The 21105-nt window shown below is 46.5% G+C and carries 8 protein-coding genes; 4 read left to right on the top strand and 4 right to left on the bottom strand.

The window, feature by feature from the left end:
* Positions 1-70: 70 nt before the first annotated feature.
* Positions 71-1789, bottom strand: coding sequence for an S-layer homology domain-containing protein (locus tag NDI42_RS18335; RefSeq protein WP_190456171.1), 1719 nt, complete (start codon positions 1787-1789; stop codon positions 71-73).
* 216 nt (positions 1790-2005) lie between these two features.
* Here NDI42_RS18335 and NDI42_RS18330 point away from each other — a divergent pair, with 216 nt between their 5' ends.
* Complete coding sequence (locus tag NDI42_RS18330) at positions 2006-3496, top strand: SLBB domain-containing protein (protein WP_190456169.1); 1491 nt, start codon at positions 2006-2008, stop codon at positions 3494-3496.
* Between the two features lie 271 nt (positions 3497-3767).
* On the opposite strand, the gene NDI42_RS18325 is transcribed toward NDI42_RS18330, so the two are convergent.
* The gene (locus tag NDI42_RS18325; protein ID WP_190456167.1) at positions 3768-5921 is read right to left on the bottom strand and encodes an ArnT family glycosyltransferase; all 2154 of its coding nucleotides are present in this window, start codon (positions 5919-5921) and stop codon (positions 3768-3770) included.
* Between the two features lie 313 nt (positions 5922-6234).
* Between NDI42_RS18325 and NDI42_RS18320 the strand changes: the two genes are divergently transcribed.
* The gene (locus tag NDI42_RS18320) at positions 6235-7245 is read left to right on the top strand and encodes an NAD-dependent epimerase (protein ID WP_190456165.1); all 1011 of its coding nucleotides are present in this window, start codon (positions 6235-6237) and stop codon (positions 7243-7245) included.
* 427 nt (positions 7246-7672) lie between these two features.
* Here the strand turns inward: NDI42_RS18320 and NDI42_RS18315 are convergent, their stop codons facing one another.
* Together NDI42_RS18315 and NDI42_RS18310 are read right to left on the bottom strand one after the other, a co-directional pair.
* The gene (locus NDI42_RS18315) at positions 7673-10057 is read right to left on the bottom strand and encodes a GumC family protein (protein WP_190456163.1); all 2385 of its coding nucleotides are present in this window, start codon (positions 10055-10057) and stop codon (positions 7673-7675) included.
* Positions 10058-10333: 276 nt separating this feature from the next.
* Positions 10334-11851, bottom strand: coding sequence for an ArnT family glycosyltransferase (locus NDI42_RS18310; protein WP_199311206.1), 1518 nt, complete (start codon positions 11849-11851; stop codon positions 10334-10336).
* 310 nt (positions 11852-12161) lie between these two features.
* Between NDI42_RS18310 and NDI42_RS18305 the strand changes: the two genes are divergently transcribed.
* Positions 12162-13694, top strand: coding sequence for a glycosyltransferase family 39 protein (locus NDI42_RS18305; RefSeq protein WP_199311205.1), 1533 nt, complete (start codon positions 12162-12164; stop codon positions 13692-13694).
* A gap of 529 nt (positions 13695-14223) precedes the next feature.
* Positions 14224-20823, top strand: coding sequence for a translocation/assembly module TamB domain-containing protein (locus tag NDI42_RS18300; RefSeq protein WP_190456159.1), 6600 nt, complete (start codon positions 14224-14226; stop codon positions 20821-20823).
* Positions 20824-21105 lie beyond the last annotated feature (282 nt).

Raw genomic sequence — 21105 nt, 5'->3', positions numbered from 1 at the left:
ACAATTTTTCCCAGTTCTATAAATGAAATACCTACTACACATTGCCTAAGGCAAAAGTTTTTTTTGCCTTTTAGAAGGTGATGCCATAACCTACACCCAGAATAAACCTTCCTCCACCACTACCAGCATTACCCGTCACATCGGCAACACCTGGGGTGATGATCAGCGGTATATTCGGGAATGGAGCGATAGAAGCACCCAAATTCAAATCTTGACCACTCCATTCTGCAATAAGGGAGATGGGTTGAGCCACCCGCACGCCGACGCTACCAAACGGATTCACAGAATCTCTGCCAGCCCTAATATCAGCGAGGGAACGGAAGCGACCGCCGCCCAAGCCCACAGAAGCGGTGACAGAAGGGGTAAAGCCGGATGTTGTCCGAGATGCTAGTGGGAAAACTTTACTGACGACACCATAAACGGTGCTGTAGCCGGGGTCGGGATTTCCAAAGGTATCGAAATTTTCAACTCCTACAGCAACTGCTAAGTCCTCGCCAAACAGACGGTGAACTTTGAAGCTAATGCCGCCATCCTCGAAGCTATCATCGCCGAACAGGTCATAAATTGAGACTGTGCCTTCTACACCAACGGCTTTTCTGGCATCACCAAGACCAATACCAGCTGCAATCACCCCGTCATCCTGATTAGTGCCACGGGTTCTTTCTTGGTAGCCTGCGCCGATATATGCCTGTCCCCGGTCAGCGCCGAAACCTGTGGGTGTACCAATACTGGAGTTACCGCCAATTAAGCGCCGTAGTTCTTCTACTATAGATGGTTCGGGAAGTCGATACTGCTGTCTGAGGGCTGCAACTTGTTCGGCGGTAAGTGGGGGTGTTGATGCTACTGGTGGTTCGTAGCCGACAATGTAACGAGTAGCTACGTTGGTTGCGGGTAGCGGCTGCAATTGCCCCGCGTTAACTAACGCCTGGTAGATAAACGCTGCTACGTCGGCACGAGTTGCTACCTGATTAGGATTAAGCAGAGCAACGTTGGGAAAATTGACAACAAGTTGATTTTCGGTGGCAGCTGCGATCGCAATCCGCGCATAGTCAGGTATGCTGGCAGCATCCTGATAAAAGGTATTTAAAGCTACGTTTTGCGTCGGTTGAAGGTTAAGCCCGGTCGCCAATGAGACTAAAGCTTGGACGCGAGGGATACTTTGATTGGGAAGGAAAACTCGATTAGGATACCCTTCCAAAAATCCAGTCCGGTATGCTTCCTGAATTGCCGTATAAGCCCAGAAATTCGGAGGTACATCTACAAAATCCACTGCTTGGCGAGTGGCAGATGTTTGGAACGCCTTCCGGATCATGGCGGCGAACTGAGCGCGGGTAACGGGTTCATTCGGGCGGAAGGTGCCATCGGGAAAGCCGACGATAACTTCTCTGGCTGCCAGTTCTTCAATAAAAGCTTGCGCCCAGTTTCCCTGAACATCAGGGAAGCTGCTTACTGCTTGAGCCACTCTCGCTGGGGCTTTAATCACCGGGCGTTGCTGTACGCTCTTTCTCTGCCGCGCCGAATTGGATCTGGTGGCGGTTCCTCCAGCAGGCGGGTTCGTTGGTGGACGCAGAGCATCAGCCCCCATAATGGTTTCCATGAGTGCTTCCCCAGTGGCTCCGCTCCCTCTGGGGTTTGATGCCACTATCCTAGAATTTGCTGCCGGGGAAGCCCAACTGTTTACCGCGTAGATTCCCCCACTGCCCACAAAGAAACTCATTAAGATGGGTACTCTGTACCACAGCTTCCTGTTTATTTGATTTAAACGACCCCTACCCTTTGCTGGTGTCATGACCTTACCACTCCTCTACTTGCCGCAATTTCTATTGTCACCTCAAAGTTACACGACTTTGAGAAAATTACGGTTGTCATTCAACTATATATTGCAACTTTTTTGGGATTCTATCCGTCATAGGCGTGACTTTGTGTAACGAAACTCAATAGTTTTTGAATACATAGTGCTAACGTAAGCGCAAAAAAACAATCTGACATAGGCGGTAATTTTTCTATGACTGGTGCTAGTTTTCGTCGATTTCTGCTTCGACCGATTGCGGGTTTCTCTGTGGTAGCGATCGCTTCCACGAACGCTTCCCTTCCGGTAATGGCTCAACTTCCTAATCTCCAGCCGCCTCCCGCTCCGCCAACACAAAACGTTCCAAATGTCAATCGAGCGCCGACAGAAACAGCTTACACATTGGGAGGGGGCGATCGCATTCGTCTGGATATTTTTGACGTTCCCGAATACAGCGGCGAATATCAGGTTTTAGTCGATGGCACCCTCAACCTGCCAATCGTCGGCAGCGTAGAAGTTGAGGGACTGACAATCAGACAAGCAAGCGATAGAATTTCTAACCTTTATGCTCGCTTTGTCAGACGCCCCGTACTCACCGTGAGTCTGCTCTTGCCCCGTCCCGTCAAACTCAGCGTCGCCGGAGAAGTCACTCGTCCCGGTTCCTACACCGTTCCCCTAACTGAAGGTAGAACATTTCCCACAGTTACTCAGGCACTTCAGCTGGCTGGAGGCATTACCCAAGTAGCAAACGTCCGTTCTGTACAGATCCGCCGCCGGGGCGCCCCTGGAAGCCAGCAACAGTTCAACGTCGATCTTTTTGATTTACTCAGGAACGGCGACCTGAGTCAAGACATCTCTCTGCGCGATGGCGATACAATTTTTATCCCCACAACCACGACTCTCAATAGCGCCGAAAACCGTCTACTAGCTGATGCCACCTTTGCATCCCAGCCAAACGTACCGCTGAAAATTATTGTTGTCGGTGAAGTATTGCGTCCCGGCCCCTATACGGTTACGTCAGGAAACGTCGTTCAGAATCCCGCCGGAGTCACTGGACCCAGCGCCCTTCCCGGTGGAGCCGGAAATGTTGTAGGCGATCGCCCCACAGTCACGCGGGCAATTCAACTCGCTGGCGGTATTACACCCTCAGCTGACATTCGCCGCGTCGAAATCCGCCGCCCCACCAGAACAGGTGCCGAACAGTTGATCGCCGTAGACCTCTGGCAACTATTACAAGGCGGGGATCTGGCTCAAGATGCAATTTTGCAAGAGGGAGATACTATTGCAATTCCCACAGCCACTAACATAGACCCAGCAGAAGCACCCCAAATAGCAGCAGCTAGTTTTTCTCCTAATCTCATTAGAGTGAATGTGGTCGGGGAAGTCGCCCGACCTGGGTCTGTGGAGGTGCCACCCAACACCCCTTTAAATCAAGCGCTGCTGGCAGCTGGCGGGTTCAACAATCGCGCCCGCAAGAGCCGGGTTGATCTGATTCGCCTCAACCCCAACGGCACCGTCTCTAAACGAACGGTGGATATAAATTTGGCTCAGGGGATCAACGATCAAAGCAATCCCATTCTGCGGAATAACGATGTAGTTGTTGTAAACCGCTCCGGTCTTGCTAGTGTCTCAGATACTCTAGGCACGATTTTAAGTCCGGTTGGGAGTATTTTCACTTTCTTTAACTTTTTCAGGATCTTTCAGTAAAAACGTGAATTTACCCGAATTCACTTTTTTGATGCAATACATTTGATCCCCCAATCCCCTTAAAAAGGGCAGGGTGGTTTCATACAACCCTTAGAAAATATCGGAAATTGCGAGATTTTGTAGGGGCATGGCAATACCATGCCCCTACCACTAAACAAAATCAACGTTACAGAATTTTCTTTTAATAAATGAAACCACCCTGCAATCCGCCTTTTTAAGCGGGAGTTTGGAGGTTCATGGCACTAACGGAAAAGTATTGCCGTGGGGAGTGTCAATTTACGACCTCGACTTCGCCAATAACTGCCTGGGTTCCTGGGGAATTTCCTGTCGCATCGCGTACTGGCAAGGCTTGTTTGTTGCTATCGGAGAACCACCCCACTTCAAGGCGGTAACGCTGGGGTGGCGTACCGGGGGGTAGTGTTAGCTTGTGGACATCGCGCAATAGTGAGCCTGAGGGTGTTTGAGCTTGGGAAAGATAGCCGTCCAGTGGTTTTCCCTCGCGAGTAGCGATTGGGGCAACGCGATCGCGCAAACTAATATTAATCGTCAAATCTGGCGGCAATGGTGTCAGAAATTCCCAATAAAATGTTACTAAAACCTCTTGACTTAAAGAAGATTTTGATGTTTTAAGATCATAACCGCGCAGGCGTACTTGTTCCCCGAAATACAAGTCGAGAGGAAACTGGATGCGTTTTAAATCTTCAGCTAAGGGAACCGCACCAGGATAGATTTTTGCATAGTCAATATCGTGCAGCCGCACGGTATGTAAAGGTTGCTGCGCCCCAAAGTAAGCTAGCATCTTTGGATCTGGCAACTGACGCTGGAATTGGTTGTAGTACAAGACCACGCGATTAGCCTTTGTCCAAGGCTGTTCAGGTTCGACGAATTTGTATATTGAGATAGTTTGACCTTGAAAATATGCCCCAAAAGCCCTCCCTGACCAACTAGCTGCTACGATTTGTTTAGCGTTAGGTAACTGGTTCAACCATTTAGCGGCAAGGTCAAGACCCTCGCCTTGACCAATCATAAATATATCTTTGGCAACCCGCGAACCACCGAATAACGGGTTATAGTAGCTCAAGTAATAAGGGCAGTAGGGTACAAGGAAGATTAGTTGCAATAAAAACAGCGCGATCGCACTCGTTACGCCTCGATTAATCTTACCCGCGCCAAACCGCAGCCAACGGGCAATTTCTAACCAGCCAACCGCAGCCAAGATCGCCAGCACTGGCAAGAAAAGATTAATGTAACGGTCGATCTTACTATCGCTAGCCGAGAGGATAAGTAGGACACACAAGGGTACTAATGCAAGTGCAATAACTTCCTGCTGGCAAAACTTTTCGGCTAACCTCTGCACGCCAGTCTTTACCACGGGGTTTTTCCCCGCTAGGCGTTGGTCTAACCTCTCCCCCAAATCCGGTTCCCCCAAGAGGGTTAGGTCTGGCTTATCTCTACCACGTCGCAGCCTGGGTATCACCAACACTGCACCCACAGCCAGTAACCCCACTTGCAACACTGGGGAGAGACGATAAGCCAGCACTAGCGGATAAAAAATAACTCCCGGCGAATCAGTAATCTGTCCTAAAAAGAAAAGAAGACCTCTAGCGGACTCATTCAACACGCCTTTGTAAATCTGACTCACAACATAGGAGGGTGACACCCACATTGCAGGCCAAATCGCAATAATTGTAACTAAGATGCTGCCTCCCCACCACCGGAGATCCGCAAATCGACGCTTCCAACCTTTTTGAGGAATTCGCCAAACTCCGAACTCACTCAGTACTACCCAGATAGTAATAGCAGGCAAGAGAAACAGCGCAGTTACTTTTGTAACCGTCGCCAACCCCATGAACGCACCAGAGAGAATGAGTAATTTGCGATCGCGCCGGACATCCCCCCGCAGATAAAGCAGAAACAATAGCAACGCCAAAACGCTAAAGTCAGCCATTAGCGCATCGGTGGTGAGGTAGCGCTGATAAGCTAAAAAGAACGGTTCTAGTAGCAGTAAACTTAGGGTACACAGCGCTACAGATCGCCCCAAAAGCCTTTTGGTGAGTACATATAGGTACACCATACAACCGGAAGCGATCGCTGCCTGTAGCAGGCGAGGCAGCACGTAAAAGGCTATGGGAAACTGAACGGTATCCAAACAAGCATCTAAATTTGCTGGCTGATCTAAACCTGGAAACAGCCTGTGCAGCTGACAATTGAATAACATACTAATGCCAATCAGCCACATATTGGTTACGCCCGGATGATGACGAAGATATGTGCCAGTTAAGTCTCCCTCCAACAAGTGCTTGATAAAGGTGCTGCCGCGAGTCATCCACAACACTTCGTCCGAATTAATGGGAACGGTAATTGCTACAACACGCAGCGCTAGCGAAACCAGAAATATGCCGAGCCAAAGTGGGGGAAATTTCATTTTTGTCAAGTGTATATAAAAAACTAATGAATAATGACTAGCTCTGAGTTTCCCGGTGCAAAAGAATCTGTGGGACTTGCGGAACAGCTTAATAACCGATATGGTCAAGGAGCTTTATCAGTTTGACATTGTACAAGACCGCGCAAGAGCGCGATCGCGTATGATTAGGCAGTTCAAAGTAACTATGGCATCCACTGGGGTTTTTGGGATAGATTAATTAGCTTGGACATCCTCGTGTTGGTGATCTATTCCCACTACCAGGAAATAAACCCGCAGAGATTGTTACTCTCAAAACAGCTAGTAAAGACAAAATATGAGCAAAATTCTTGTTACTGGTGCCGCTGGTTTTATTGGCTTTTTTTTGTGCAAACAGTTGCTAGATCAAGGAGAAGAAGTCATTGGTCTCGACAATCTCAATGATTATTATGATGTCACTTTAAAGCAGGCTCGCTTGGCTCAATTTACGGACAAAAATAATTTTCTGTTTTACCAACTGGATTTAGCTAATCGTCAGGGTATGGCGCAATTATTTGCCGATATTAAACCAGATCGAGTGTTGCACATGGCAGCTCAGGCGGGTGTACGTTACTCGCTCACAAATCCCCATGCCTATGTTGATTGTAATCTGGTGGGGTTTATGAATATCTTAGAAGGTTGTCGGTATTCGGGAGTCAAACATTTAGTATATGCCTCTTCTAGCTCTGTGTATGGCTCTAATAAGAAAATGCCTTTTTCGGTGCATGACAATGTAGACCATCCAGTGAGTTTATATGCAGCAACTAAAAAGGCAAATGAATTGATGGCTCACACCTACAGTCATTTGTATAGTTTACCTACCACTGGACTGCGCTTCTTTACGGTCTATGGGCCTTGGGGTCGTCCAGATATGGCGCTGTTTTTGTTTACTAAAGCCATTTTAGAAGGTCGCGCGATTGATGTTTTCAATTATGGGAAAATGCGGCGCGATTTCACCTATATTGATGATATTACGGAAGGAGTTTTGCGGGTATCTGATAATATTCCCTCACCAAATCCTGACTGGTCGGGATACGATTCAGATCCGGGAATAAGTGCCGCCCCCTACAAAATTTACAATATTGGCAACAATAAGCCTGTTGTATTAGGATATTTCATTGAGGTTTTGGAAGATTGTCTTGGTACTAAAGCTGTAAAAAATTTGTTGCCAATGGAACCGGGTGATGTTCCAGAAACTTATGCCAATATTGATGATTTGCAAAAAGATGTTGGCTTTAAACCCTCAACTTCTATTGAGGTGGGAATTCCCCGTTTTGTTGAGTGGTATCGTTCTTTTTACGGTGCTTAGTCATGATTCGTTTTCTCGTTCCCAGCCTCGTAGTCTGGGAGCGAAAGGTGGATAGATTGCTGCTTCCTGTTTATTGAAAATGGTGCAAAATGTTCGTAATAACTCACATTTTACGCCTCGTAAAATTAAGTGATATATAGCAGTTTTAAATAGATAATGGTGAGTAGAGGCATTCTATAGAACGTCTCGGAAGAAGAAATTTTGACGATTAATAAAGGAATTTCTATACCTATAGGTTAACAACAAATCAGGCGGACTTCTTACCCATGAGTTGACTCATGTACAAGCATGAAGGTAGTTCAATACCAGAGGCGCGAGGCTGACAGACTGATAGAGTCACGCACCTACAATGCTGGGCAACTAGCAAACAAACTTGAGTGCCACACCAATTATTAGGGTGGGCATTTCCCACCCTAATAACTAATGATTAATTACTGCGGACGTTAAATCGTTTCTGCAAGAGTTTTTTGGCATTTTCTACGTCCGAATTTTCAGAAGTGTAGTAGCGGGTGTAGTAATAGTAAGAACCGCTGGTTCCTCTCCTGACACCATTAGCTACCATACCCAACACAGGGGCGCTGGAAATTTTCAACGCATCTATGGCTTGCAGTAGCACGGAACGGTCTGTTTTACCCAGTCTGGCAACCATGATCACGCCATTGGTATGTACAGCCAAAAGTCTGCCATCTGCTAAACCCAGAATAGGCGGCGTGTCATAGATAACCAGGTCAAAAACGGCGTTTAACTGCTCCATTAAATACTGCATTCGCTTAGAGGAAAGCAGCCTGGTGGGATCTGGCGGGATTTGTCCTGCTGTGAGTACGTACAGGTTATCCCAAGAAGGTAATCGCTGAATGGCTTCTCTGGGGGTTAAACCAGTCGCTATGACATTGCTGAGTCCCTGGTTATTTTCTAAACCCAGAACGTGATGAACTTGGGGACGGCGCAAATCTGCATCCACTAGCAGGACTCGCTGACCCATTGCGGCGGCGGCTTGCGCTAGGTGGACGGAAACGGTAGATTTCCCGTCTGCGGGGGAGGCTGAGCTAACTACTAGGGAGTGAATGGGGGTATCAGAACCGAGAAAGCGAACATTCGTATGCAGGGAGCGGAAGGCTTCTAAGAAGGGTGAAGCGTTGTACCAGCTAGCTTTGCGGTTGTTGGCTCGCTCTCTTGCGGTGGTTTCCCTGGCTTGGTTCTGCGCTTTGGTGTGACTACTTTCACCTTGCGTTAAGTTGACTAACTCGACTATTGGCTTGAATAGCTTAAGTTCTTTTTGATGTGGAATAAGTCCGAGAAGTGGCAAGCGGGTGCTGTCTTTGAGTTCTTCAGGGGAGTGGAATACGTTGTCTAGTCGTTCTGCGAGGATGGCGGCTGCTAGCCCTAACATTAAACCAGCGATCGCTCCCAGAATTATATTCCGCTTCGGCTTGGGAAAGATTGGTTGTTCTGGCTTCTGGGGTTTGGAGATCAGCTGCCAAGGTAGAGATTTTTGCGCTGCTTCAATCTGGAGGGTTTCTTTGACACCGAGAAATCGGTTTAAACTCTCGGTGGCTACGTTGAGTTCTCGCTGTAAATCCGTGTATTGACGGGCAATTACAGGCAATAATCTTACTTGTTGATTTAAGATATTTTCGGCTCGTGCGATCGCTTGATAGCGCACCTGCAAAACCTGCATTTGGTTAGCCGCATCAACATATTGCTGAGTTAGTTCTAGGCGAATTGAATTTGGAGAAGCAAGGGAAGGTTCATTAGTAACAGCGGTAGTTCCCAGCACCGCCGCCGCCTCTTTTTGCAATAAAGGCAGCAAATTTTGCCGTTGGTTTTGTAGTGCCTGAATATTGGGGCTTTCTGGCAAAAACCGCGCTGATTCGGTGGCGAGTTTGGTTTCTACTTCCTGTAACTTTTTGAGTAAGTCTTGGTAGCGCGGTGCTTCTGAGAGTGCAGCAGTTGCGATCGCTTGTTGTGGTGGTATGCCTAACTGTTTTTGTAGCGCTGCATACAGCGAACTTGCTTCATTTTGTTTTACACGAGTATCTAATTTCTGTTCCTCTATCTCAGTTACTTGCTGAGCCAGTTGTTTTGCTTGTTCTTCCGGATCGAGGATATTGTAACGTTGGCGAAATGTTTGCAGTTGTCCCTGGAGTTTGTCCACTCTTTCCCGCAAAGCAGGCAATTGACCTTCTACAAACTTAATTCCCTGGTTGAGGTTGCTTTGTCTCTCTTGCAGCGAGTACCTGAGATAAACTTTCGCTAGTTCAAATAAGACATACTTAATTTTGTCCGGATCGGTATCGCGGTAACGGACTTCTAAAATTTTCGTTTTTTCCAGCTGGATAATATTGAGTCGGTTTTCCACAACCAGCGACTCATAGCTGACGTCGGGATAGCGTTTTTTTAGAAATTCGACAATCCCCGCCATTCGTTCCGAACTAAGTAAAACTTTAATTTGGGTTTCGTAATCTAAACTAGACTCTTGTAGATCTTGAGCGACACCAGGCACTTGAGTTAATTTACTTAGCTTATTTTCAGCTGTAACTGGTTCTACCAGTAGCTGGAAGCTGCCTTCATACTTGGGTGTCTGGCTGTATGTCCACGCCCCGACACCGGATGTCACTGCGATCGCCACCCCCAAAATCACCAAGGCGCGGCGACGCACCACCATCAACAGTTGACGCACATTCAATTCCTCGCGATCGCCTTGCGGAAACTGAGTTTCCTCGTTTAGCGACAAACGCGATAAATCGGTGTCTTTACGTTGCTTGCCATTCCCGTTAGACGATGACGGTTGAGAATATTGACCCGCTTCCATCTAGACCCCTGCCCTATCAGTATGCTTTTTTGACCCGACCACCAGGTAAATTTCTGGTTCTTGCCTAATTTTGCACTATGAAAGCCCAATATGCTACACGTCAGCAGTCATATTGTTATACGATGTTGCATTCCTACAGATAATCCTCACACCCGCCACCTACCCCTAATATGTAGGTTCGCCGTTCGGTACTCAACCCAGCGAAGCAGTAAACTGGATGAATTGTTTGGTTTCTACGAACTTCTCTGTTTTGCTAAACTAAGTTTCCTCACCACCCTACTGTCTCATCTTTTCCAGCTCATTTCTTGATAAACGATAAATTTTTGCTACTATCCTTCCATTATTTGAGAAAGTTTTTACTGGTTCATATTGCTCCCAATAACTCGGCTTTTTTCCTAGTATTTTTTCATTCCTAGTTTGGGGATTTTTGATGTGTATTAGATAAGTATATCCCGACAAGTTATTAACTTCAGCTTCTAATTCTACATTTTTAAATTCTGTAGGTACATAATATCTAACAATACTTTTCTTCTCATTCGTTAAGTAATATCCCCGCTCATTTACTGTTTTCATATATGTCCCAATTTCTTCCCAATGCCTATAATAGGGAAAGGCAAATGCACTTTGTTTATGCTTTTTCGGAAGTTCTATCATCAAGAAGTTTTTATCTTCCCAAGCATACTCTTTACTGTGATCTACAAACATTACATGAGCAAGTAAAAAAAGTAACAAACACATTACCACTTTTATCGACAAAAATTTAAAATTAACTTTAGATTTTCTGTTAACTAAAAACTCTAATCTCTCCAATCCATAGGCGATTAAAATACAAAAAGGTAATATATATGTATAAATATGTGTTCCCGGTTGGCTAACTAATACTTCCATAGCGACAAAAGGGAACAAAAACCAAACTATAACTGAAAATGTCTTTTTTATCTTAGACAGAGACAAAGCGCCTAATATGGCATATAGGTATATGACAAAGATTGGATTGTAAATCTTGAATGTACTTGTTGAATCTTCTGGTCTGGTGCTTATTCTATTCGCCCAATATTCTTTAGTAGATTCGGATACCGATAGGAAAAAAGGTACATAAAAACTAGCTATTATTCCTACCAATATAAGTAAACTAAAACTCAAATGTTTAAATTTAACTTCTTTTGACAATATACTTTTATCTGTATACCAGCTATAGAGAACGTAACAAACAAAGGGCGCTATAAAAATTCCATCGAAATGTGCAAGGATAGAAAATCCCCAAAAAGTTATTCCTAAATATAAACCGGAAACTTTCCACTTCTCATTTTCGATATACAGAGATAAAAAATATAAAGCTAAAATTGAAAATAAAATTACCAAAGATTGGTATTGAACTATCCTGGCAAAAGCAACAAACAAACCGTTAGTTGCCATAAAGAACGCCGAGTACAAAGCGATTTTTTGTCCAAAATGGAGTTCAACGAGCTTATAAAAAAAATATACAGCGAGTATTCCTGCTACAGCAAAAGGTAGCCTAACAAAAAACTCATTATCATAATTAGGGTTAAATATTTTAATAATATACGTAACCAAAAATTGTATTGGGCCCTTCCTTTGGCTAAACAAAAATTCAGATATTCCTTGCCCTGCTTCGGGTCGGTACAATGCCTTAATCTCGTCGCCTTGATAATCTGAATATCCTAAATTGATTACTCTTAACCAGAGGGTAGCAAAGATTAGATAAATTAAAGGAAAATCCTTTATAAGCTTTCTCATCTCACCTATACCACTTAAATTTTTAACTTGATTCATGTAATAATAAGATGTTTTTTTATCCGTGACAAGCTAATAACGTCGTTCTTCATCCCGCATTAGTCTGAAAACCCTCGAATCACAACTCTGGGTTCTGGTGGGTTATTGCTGGAGGATTGCTCTTCTCACTCGTGCTGTATGTCCCGTTCTTAGAATTTGTCTGCGGCTCAAATTCAACGAGTGAAGTTTACAACCGCAGATTTAAGCAGTCAAGATGCCAAACAACGCCTGAGCGAGTATAGTATCAATCAAGTGTGTCTTTTCTTTAAGTATGCCCAAGCTTAAAACAATTTTTATTAACGTCTTCATAATGTTTCTTTATATTGGCTTTGTTCTCGCCATCAGACCAGTGAGAGAAACCTTTGAATTTGACTATGATGAGGGACTAAACTTAATTAAAGCGCTTTTATACTCGAAAGGCTTTTCTCTTTATACGCAAATTTGGAGCGATCAACCGCCTCTTTTAACGGTTACTTTATCACATTGGTTCAGTTTATTTGGATATTCAGTTTTTGCGGCACGCTTGCTAATTTTGCTTTTTTCGGCATTATTAGTTTGGTCATTTTATCAAATTATCCGCTACTCTCTGGGGATGATACCAGCTCTCGTAGCGACGCTGTTATTATTGACTTCCTGGTTATTTGTTAGGCTCAGTATTGCTGTGATGATTGGCATTCCCACTTTGTCCCTGGCGATGTTTTCTATTTATTTCCTGGCCCTCTATAAACGCCACCCTCGTAAAATATTTATTATTTTATCAGGAAGCTTGTTTGCTTTATCTTTACAAACGAAACTTTTTACTGTCTTTCTTATCCCTCTGATGCTGCTCTATTTGTGCGATTTTAAAATTATAGATTGTAATGCAAATAATAATCCAGAGGGTAAGGTTTCTTCCAACCCCCTACCGACCAAGAGAGGGGTGTTCAATTTCTCTCTATCTCCTATAAGCGAAGAAGGTCGGGTAGTTAAGCCTGTCTTGTCCAAATATAACTTCTGGTATTCGCCTTTGCTTTGGCTAGGTACTCTTTTAGGAGTTTACGTTACTATTGGCATCTTGTGTAACTCATTAAATTATGAGCAGCTATTTCAAGCTCATTTAGGAGAAAAAACAAAAGCTGGATTTAAAATTTTTAATAATATTGATTATTTGCGCTTCTTAATGATTCAAGACTTGGATTCTCTATTTCTAGCTTTGATAGGTGTTTGGGGAATTTTTATAAATAAACAAAGAGAAGGATTTTTGCCTTTAGCGTGGCTGGGGACAGCTATTTTACTTCTTTTAAACCATAAACCAGTTTGGGATCATCACTACACTTTGTTGGCAATTCCGATTACCTGGCTGGCTGCCTATGGAGTTGCTTTAATTATTGATTTTTTCCCCGCCGGCTGGAACTCTAATCTCAAGTCACTGAAAATAAAAAAGCTGATTTTACCAGGAATTGCAACAGCAATTCTAATTTTGTCAATGATTGCAATTCCTGCTAAGCCTAAAGGCAAACCACCCAAAAATTTTGAAGTTATGAATTTGGTGTTAAAATATAAAGATTCTACTCAATGGCTATTCACAGATCGTCCAATATACGCATTTTATGCAGGGTTACCTGTGCCGCCCGAAATTGCGGTAATATCAGAAAAACGATTTAATTCAGGAAATTTGACCAACGACGATTTACTGACGATATTACAAAAATATCGTCCAGAGCAGATTGTGTTTGCCAGGTGGACAGAGAGATTCAAAAGTGACGGAAAAATCAGCGCTTATATTAAAGAAAATTACTCAAAAACATATGAAGATGAGAAAGGCACTGTGGAACACTATGTATTAAAAGAATTTTCCAGGTAAGATGGGCGCGATCGCTTGCATCTGGCTTCACGTTTTGGTAGCCTGCACTACATCATAAAAATTTACCGAATTAACGCTTGTGGCGCTCGTTGCCCACGCTACCAATAAACTGAAACTACCTAAATTAGAAGATTGTGACTATATTGCGTTCAATCCAAAATCACGCGATGTTTTGGGAAGAACGGGAGGTTGGGGGAAGAACCAGTAATGGTTCAACTCCCTCATCAATCTCCCCAAAAATCACTTCAAAATCCAAAATCCAAAATCCAAAATTGTTATGGCTGATGCTGAAACATATTTGCAGCGAGCAAGTCTGTTTGATTATGCACTGAGTGTAAGATTTTAATGTCACCTACCAAAGTGCAGGCACATCAGTAGACTGATTAATATCACCACTCAAGGTTGTTAGTGCCTAGTGTAAAAAAGAGTAAAACTTGACTCTCACACACGACAAGCCGATAAAATTCATCTCGATAAGTCTGTCAATCAGCCCTAAAGATGCGATCCTTGCCAACTAAGCAAGACTTCTATGACTAACTCCCCAAATCCGGGTAATGAACCAGCTACTACGTCCAATCGACGTGTATGGCTGCTATTGTTAAGCCGTACTGGCATTGCCCTTGGCCTTTTTTTGCTTGTTGGAATTGCCGGCGGCGTTTGGTGGGCGTGGGTTTTTGTCCATCAGCGGCTAGCACCGATAGTACAAGAAAATCTCAGTCAGACGCTGAACCGACCCGTACAACTAGGGCAAGTCGAAGGCTTTTCCCCCAACAGTCTGCGGTTCGGTTCCTCCTCAATACCAGCGACACCTACAGACCCGGATCGCGCTTCGGTAGAGGGGGTAAAAGTAGTATTTGACCCATTAGCGTTGCTCTTTAACCGCACCTTAAAGCTAGACATCACCCTCGTCAAGCCAGATGTCTATATTGAACAAGACGAAAAAGGGCGTTGGGTATCAACGCAACTGGAGTCAAAAGACGCCAGTGGGCCGATTACAACCGAGTTGCAAAGCATACGGGTGCAAAACGCGGACGTATTGCTGTTGCCAAGACAAAAAAAACGCCAGGGAAAGCAGGGGACAAATGCCCAATCTGCAACCCAACAGCGTACACCTCAAAACACACTCCCTGATGTCGGGCAGCTGGTTCCCACGGGAAAGAAGGGGGCAGAAGCGATCGCATTTACTCAAGTCAACGGCGGTGCTAATTTTCTTGACCAAAACCAGCGAATTCGCTTTAATGCCAGTGGTCTACCCGTTGTACCAGTTGCACCACAACAGCAGCCTAATACAACTGCTACCCCCGTACTCGGCAACTTCAAAATTTCCGGCGAATACCGCCCCCCAACTGGACAAACAAACCTGCTAGTTCAAGGGCAGAACCTAAGCGCAGTTGATGTAGATCGCTTAGTCAAACTACCCTTAGATTTACAAGCCGGGCTTCTTGATGGCAACCTAGAAATCCAACTGCGGGATGAACAGCGACCAACATTTAAAGGAACCGCTGGATTAAAAGACGTAACAGCACAAGTTGGCACCGTCCCCCGACCATTCACCAATGCCAACGGCATCCTGAGATTTAACGGGTATCAGATTGGACTGGAGAATGTAACTACACTTTACGGTCAGGTTCCCGCTGTTGCCAATGGAATTATCGATACCAAAACTGACGGTGGTTACAACATCGCAGCCCAAACAAAACCAGTCACTTTAACCAAAGCCCTAGATACCTTAAAAGTAAACTCCCCAGTACCAGTAAGCGGAGAAGTACGCGCCGACTTACAACTCATAGGGTCACTGGAAAAGCCAATCCTGTCGGGAACCGCTGTCACCACAAAACCAACCGAACAGTTACCCCTAAAAATAGACAAAGTAAACTTTCAAGGACTAAGCGGTCAGTTTCAACTAGCGGGTTCAGCTCTCTCCATTACAGACATCCGTGCATTGCCAAGTGTCGGCGGTAAGCTGACTGGTAACGGTCGCATCAAGCTGGGTGAAAAAGGCGGACTCGTGTTTGATGTTCTCGCGCAGCAAGTTCCAGGGGATGCCGTTGCCCAAATTTACGGAGTCAAACCAACAAACATCCAAATTGGCACCGTAACTGCCAAGTCACAAGTTTTTGGCACCCCCGGCAACCTGCAAACAGTGGTGCAATTTCAAGCACCACAAGCCACCTACCCAGGAAGCGGAGAAGTCATCGTTACCAAAGACACCACCTTCTTCCGCAACACCACACTTAACGTGGGAGGAGGCATAGTCAAAGCCAAAGGTCAGCTTAACAACGGTCGCTGGCAAGCTTCCGGTATTGCTAATGATGTCCAACTAGCGCGTCTAGCAGAAGTACCGCCGCAATTGCAGTCTGCACAGATAGATGGCACGTTTAATTTATCGGGAAATTTAGGTTCCTCCGCAACCAATACCATTGACGGCACCGCACAGGGTAGAGTAAATATTGCTGGTGGCACCGTCACAGCATCAAACGTGAAGGTAAACAACGGTCGTTGGCAAGCTTCCGGGCAAGCTTCTGGCGTACAGTTAGCAAAGCTATTTCCCCAACTCCCCCCGCAATTTCAAGGGCAGCTAAATAACGGTTCCTTCAACCTCGCCGGGAATTTGGAAAATGTTAGCGCCCAAACTATAAGCGGCACAGCTTCTGGACGTTTAAATGTGGGTGGTGGCACCGTCAACGCCGCCAATGTGCAGCTAAACAACGGTCGCTGGCAAGCGTCTGGACAAGCTTCTGGCGTACAGTTAGCAAAGCTATTTCCCCAACTCCCCCCACAATTCCAAGGGCAGTTAAATAACGGTTCCTTCAACCTCGCCGGAAATTTAGAAAATGTCAGCGCCGAAACTATTCGCGGCACAGCTTCTGGACGTTTGAATTTAGGTGCGGGAAGTGTCACCGCCACGAATGTGCAACTAAACAACGGTCGCTGGCAAGCATCTGGACAAGCAACTGATGTGCAGTTAGCAAGACTATTTCCCCAAATTCCGCCGCAATTTCAAGGTCGCCTAAGAAATGGTTCCTTTAATCTGTCAGGAAGCCTGGAAAATGTCAGCCCCGAAACTATCAGCGCTACAGCTTCTGGACGTTTAAATTTAGGTGGTGGCACCGTCAACGCCGCCAATGTACAACTAAATAACGGTCGCTGGCAAGCGTCGGGCGAAGCGTCTGGCGTAGAACTTGCAAGAGTCTTTCCCCAACTTCCATCCCAATTCCAAGGGCAGCTAAATAACGGTTCCTTTAATCTGTCAGGAAGTCTGGCAAATGCTAGCCCAGAAACCATCAGCGGTACAGCTTCTGGACGTTTGAATTTAGGTGGTGGCACTGTCAACGCCGCCAATGTGCAACTAAATAACGGTCGCTGGCAAGCGTCGGGCGAAGCGTCTAATGTGCAGTTGGCAAGACTGTTTCCCCAATTCCAAGGCAAGTTAAATAACGGTTCCTTCAACTTGTCGGGCAGTTTGGCGGCTTCGGGCGCGGAAAGTATTACAGGCAAAGCTTCTGGAAGCTTGAATTTGGGCGGTGGCACTGTTAATGCTGCCAATGTGCAACTAAATAACGGTCGCTGGCAAGCGTCGGGCGAAGCATCTAATGTCCAACTGGCAGAGGTGTTTCCTCAACTGCCGTCGCAATTCCAAGGCAGGTTAAATAACGGTTCCTTCAACTTGTCGGGCAGTTTGGCGGCTTCGGGTGCGGAAAGTATCACTGGCACTGCTTCTGGAAGCTTGAATTTGGGCGGTGGCACGGTTAACGCTGCCAATGTGCAACTAAATAACGGTCGCTGGCAAGCTTCTGGACAGGCGGATGGTGTCCAGCTGGCGAGGGTGTTTCCCCAACTGCCGTCGCAATTCCAGGGGCAGCTGAATAATGGTTCCTTCAATTTGTCTGGCAGTCTAACGGCTTTCACTCCTGCAAGCCTTACGGGGACAGCTTCTGGAAGCCTCAACGTTGGCGGTGGCACCATCACTGCTTCTAATATCCAACTGCAAGACGGTCGCTGGCAGGGGACAATTGCTGCTAATGATGTGGCGCTGGAAGAACTTGCAGAAGCCTTACCAGCTTCGTCACCGATACCGGATGTGCGGGGACGTGTAAGTGGGACTTTAAATGCTTCTGGTTCGCTTGTATCCTCCAATCCTGCGTCCATACAAGCAACCGGACAGGTGCGCGTGGAGGATTTGGTTGCTAATGAGCTGGATTTTGATCCAGTTCTCACCGGGCAAGTTAATTTGGTGCCGGGACAGCGTAGTAGTTTTGAGTTGACAGGCAATCAAAATGACCAAATTTCGTTAGTGCTGTCGCCAAACTATCAACCTTTATCGTTTTTGCTGAAGCGTGACGATGTGGTGGCGCAAGGGGACAGGCGGGGCGATTTGTTTGTGCTAGACGTGCAGAATGTACCCCTGGCGTTGTTGAAGGATTTGGCTCCTAAGAATGTTTTGGCACGGTTGCCAGCTGCGATCGCATCTCAACCCGTCGGAGGCAAACTATCGGGAGATATTACCATCAATCTCGAAAACTCTAGCGTAGTCGGGAATGATATCGCGATCGCGCAACCAGTCTTCGGCACCTTTAAAGGCACAGAACTAACCATAGACAGTTTCAGTTATGCCAACGGCAGTGGCACTCTCACCAAAGCCAACTTTACCCAAGGCGAAAGCGAATACTCGCTTGGCGCTAACTTTAACCAAACCCCCAGAGGGCCAGAATTTAAACTTGCCCTCAATGTCGAGCAAGGCAAAATCCAAGATGTACTCCCTTTCCTCCAAATCTTTGATTTACAAGACCTCGCCAGGGGAGGACAACCGCCCACCTATGCCAGAGCCGCCGCTGTCAAACCCCAGCCCGTCGGCTTACCAAATGCCACTCTGCAAAACCAACTGCGCCTATTTTCTGAAATAGAAGCCATACTTGCGGCACAGCAGGAGGAAAGAAACTCTTCTGGAATACCAGAACTAGCAGACCTCACAGGCAACTTCTTCACCGCCGAACCAATCATCATCACAGCTTCCCCCCAAGAAGGGATAGAGGCACGCTTTAACTTGGTCGGGACTGACTGGAAGTGGGGTAAAGAAGAGGAACCAAGTCGTCTCTACAAGGCGGATCAAATCGTTGCCAAAGGCAGCTTCCAAGACGGCGTTCTCACCCTCCTGCCCCTGCGAGTAGAATCTGACAAAACTCTGGTGGCCTTCAACGGCATAATTGGGGGAGACGAACAAAGTGGTCTGTTGCGCGTCGCGAATCTACCCGTTTCACCTTTGCGGCGTTTTGTCAACGTGCCAGTTGATATCGAGGGCGAACTGAATGGAACAGCAGCCATAGCAGGCACCATCACCAATCCCCAAGCTAAAGGCGAACTTAGACTAGCGGACGCAAGACTCAACCAAACCGAAGTCGAAACCGCACGGGGTAGTTTCCAATACAGCAATGCTCGCCTTACCTTCAGCAGCACTATTGACACTGCTCAAGCAGCTGCCGGGACGACCTTGACCGACAATATCACAAGTCCGCAAGCATCCGTAGTAACCCCGCCCCCTTCTGGTTTCCAGTGCTATCGCCAATCAAGTGCGATCGCTAGTTCCCAATCCCCAACCGCAACTCAAATTAGCGGCAGCATTCCCTTTTACAACTTGCCATTCTCTTCCGTCACCCCAGACAACAACTGCATCAGCCTGGATGTGAACGTAAAAAATGAGGGACTTTCCCTGCTGAACTTGCTTAGCCGTTCTGCCGTTTCTTGGAAAGATGGGACTGGACAGGTACAACTCAGAGTTGACGGTGCAGTTGACCCTACCACAGGCAAAATCAACCAACGCCAACTTGTAGCAGCCGGAAGCGCGACAGTCAAGAATGCAACTATCGAAGCGCAAGCCTTATCTGAACCGCTTACTGATGTCAACGGCACAGTCCGGTTTGACTTTAACCGCCTCAACGTAGTGGATCAGCTGCGGGGTAATTTTAGCGGCGGGCAAGTGGTCGTCTCCGGTTCCATTCCCCTCTCAGACGCAGCACAAGGAACAAATGGTGAACAAATCAACGTTAACCTCGAAAAACTAGCCTTGAATTTGAAGGGATTATACAATGGCGGTGTCAACGGCAACGTCCAGATTTCCGGATCGGCGTTGAGTCCACAAATTAGCGGTCAAGTGCTGCTTGCTGATGGTCGAGTGCTGTTAGGAGAAACAAGAGGCGGAGGCGGAAACGGGGCGGCTTCTGCACCGAATGGGGGCGCTGCAACTGAAGCCACCCAACCTCTAAACCCAGGATTCAATAATCTGCTGATAAACCTGGGCGAAGGTGTGGAAATCTCCCGCCCACCGCTTTTGGCTTTTTTGGCAGAGGGTGACTTGAGACTCAATGGGACGCTGGATGACATTGAGCCGAGTGGAACGATTCGACTAAAGCGCGGTCAGGTAAATCTGTTTACCACTCAGTTTAGGTTGGCTTCCGGCTACGAACATACGGCTGTGTTTGTCCCCGGTCAGGGACTAGATCCCAACTTAGATGTGCGTCTGGTGGCATCAGTTCCAGAAGTGACGCGCAGCCGAATTGCTACTATCAGCAACACGGGTATTACTAGCAACGAGATTAGCGATGTTCCGGCTACCAATCTGGGCGCTTTGGGGACTGTTCGCATCCAAGCCAGAGTAACGGGAGCTGCGAGTGAATTGGCAGATAACCTCGATCCTACAAGTAATCAGCCGAGTAACCTGGAACTGACAAGTAATCCGTCCCGCAGCGAAACTGAAATTGTTGCTTTGTTGGGTGGCAGTTTTGTGGATACGCTAGGGGGGGACGCTACTTTGGGACTGGCGAATTTGGCTGGTTCGGCGCTTTTGACACCTTTCCAGAATGTGGTGGGGGATGCTTTGGGATTGAGTGAGTTTCGCTTGTTCCCGACGCAGGTTACTGATGATAAGTCGCGTACTTCTACACTGGGCTTGGCGGCAGAGGTGGGGGTTGATATCACGCCTAAGCTTTCTGGTTCTGTCTCGAAGGTTTTGACGAATAGTCAGGCTCCCCAGTTTAACGTCCGCTACCGGGTGAATGATGAGATTCTGCTGCGGGGCGGTACGGATTTGTCTGGCGACCACCGGGGAGTGGTGGAGTATGAGAAACGCTTCTAGAAGTTATTTCTTGTTCCCAGTCTCCGGCTGGGAACGCATTCCGGGAGTCTAGAGCCTCCCGGAATACGTCAATTAAGATGAGGCAGAGCCTCTAAATAGGCATTCTCAGGCTGCTGGCTGGGAACGAGAATGTCTTCCTTAATCCTCACAGGGGGGCAACTACTGCTTAGTTCTTACGGTTGTTACCACTGCGATCGCATCCTTCGTAACGATACATTATGAATACGAAGTACATAAAAGTTTATGCCTGGGGAAACATTCATTTCCCTGAAGCAGAAAACA

The organism is Funiculus sociatus GB2-C1, from assembly GCF_039962115.1.
In the GTDB taxonomy this organism is placed as follows: domain Bacteria; phylum Cyanobacteriota; class Cyanobacteriia; order Cyanobacteriales; family FACHB-T130; genus Funiculus; species Funiculus sociatus.
The sequence above is the reverse complement of the archived record's forward strand: the minus strand, read 5'-3'. Positions and strand labels throughout refer to the sequence as shown.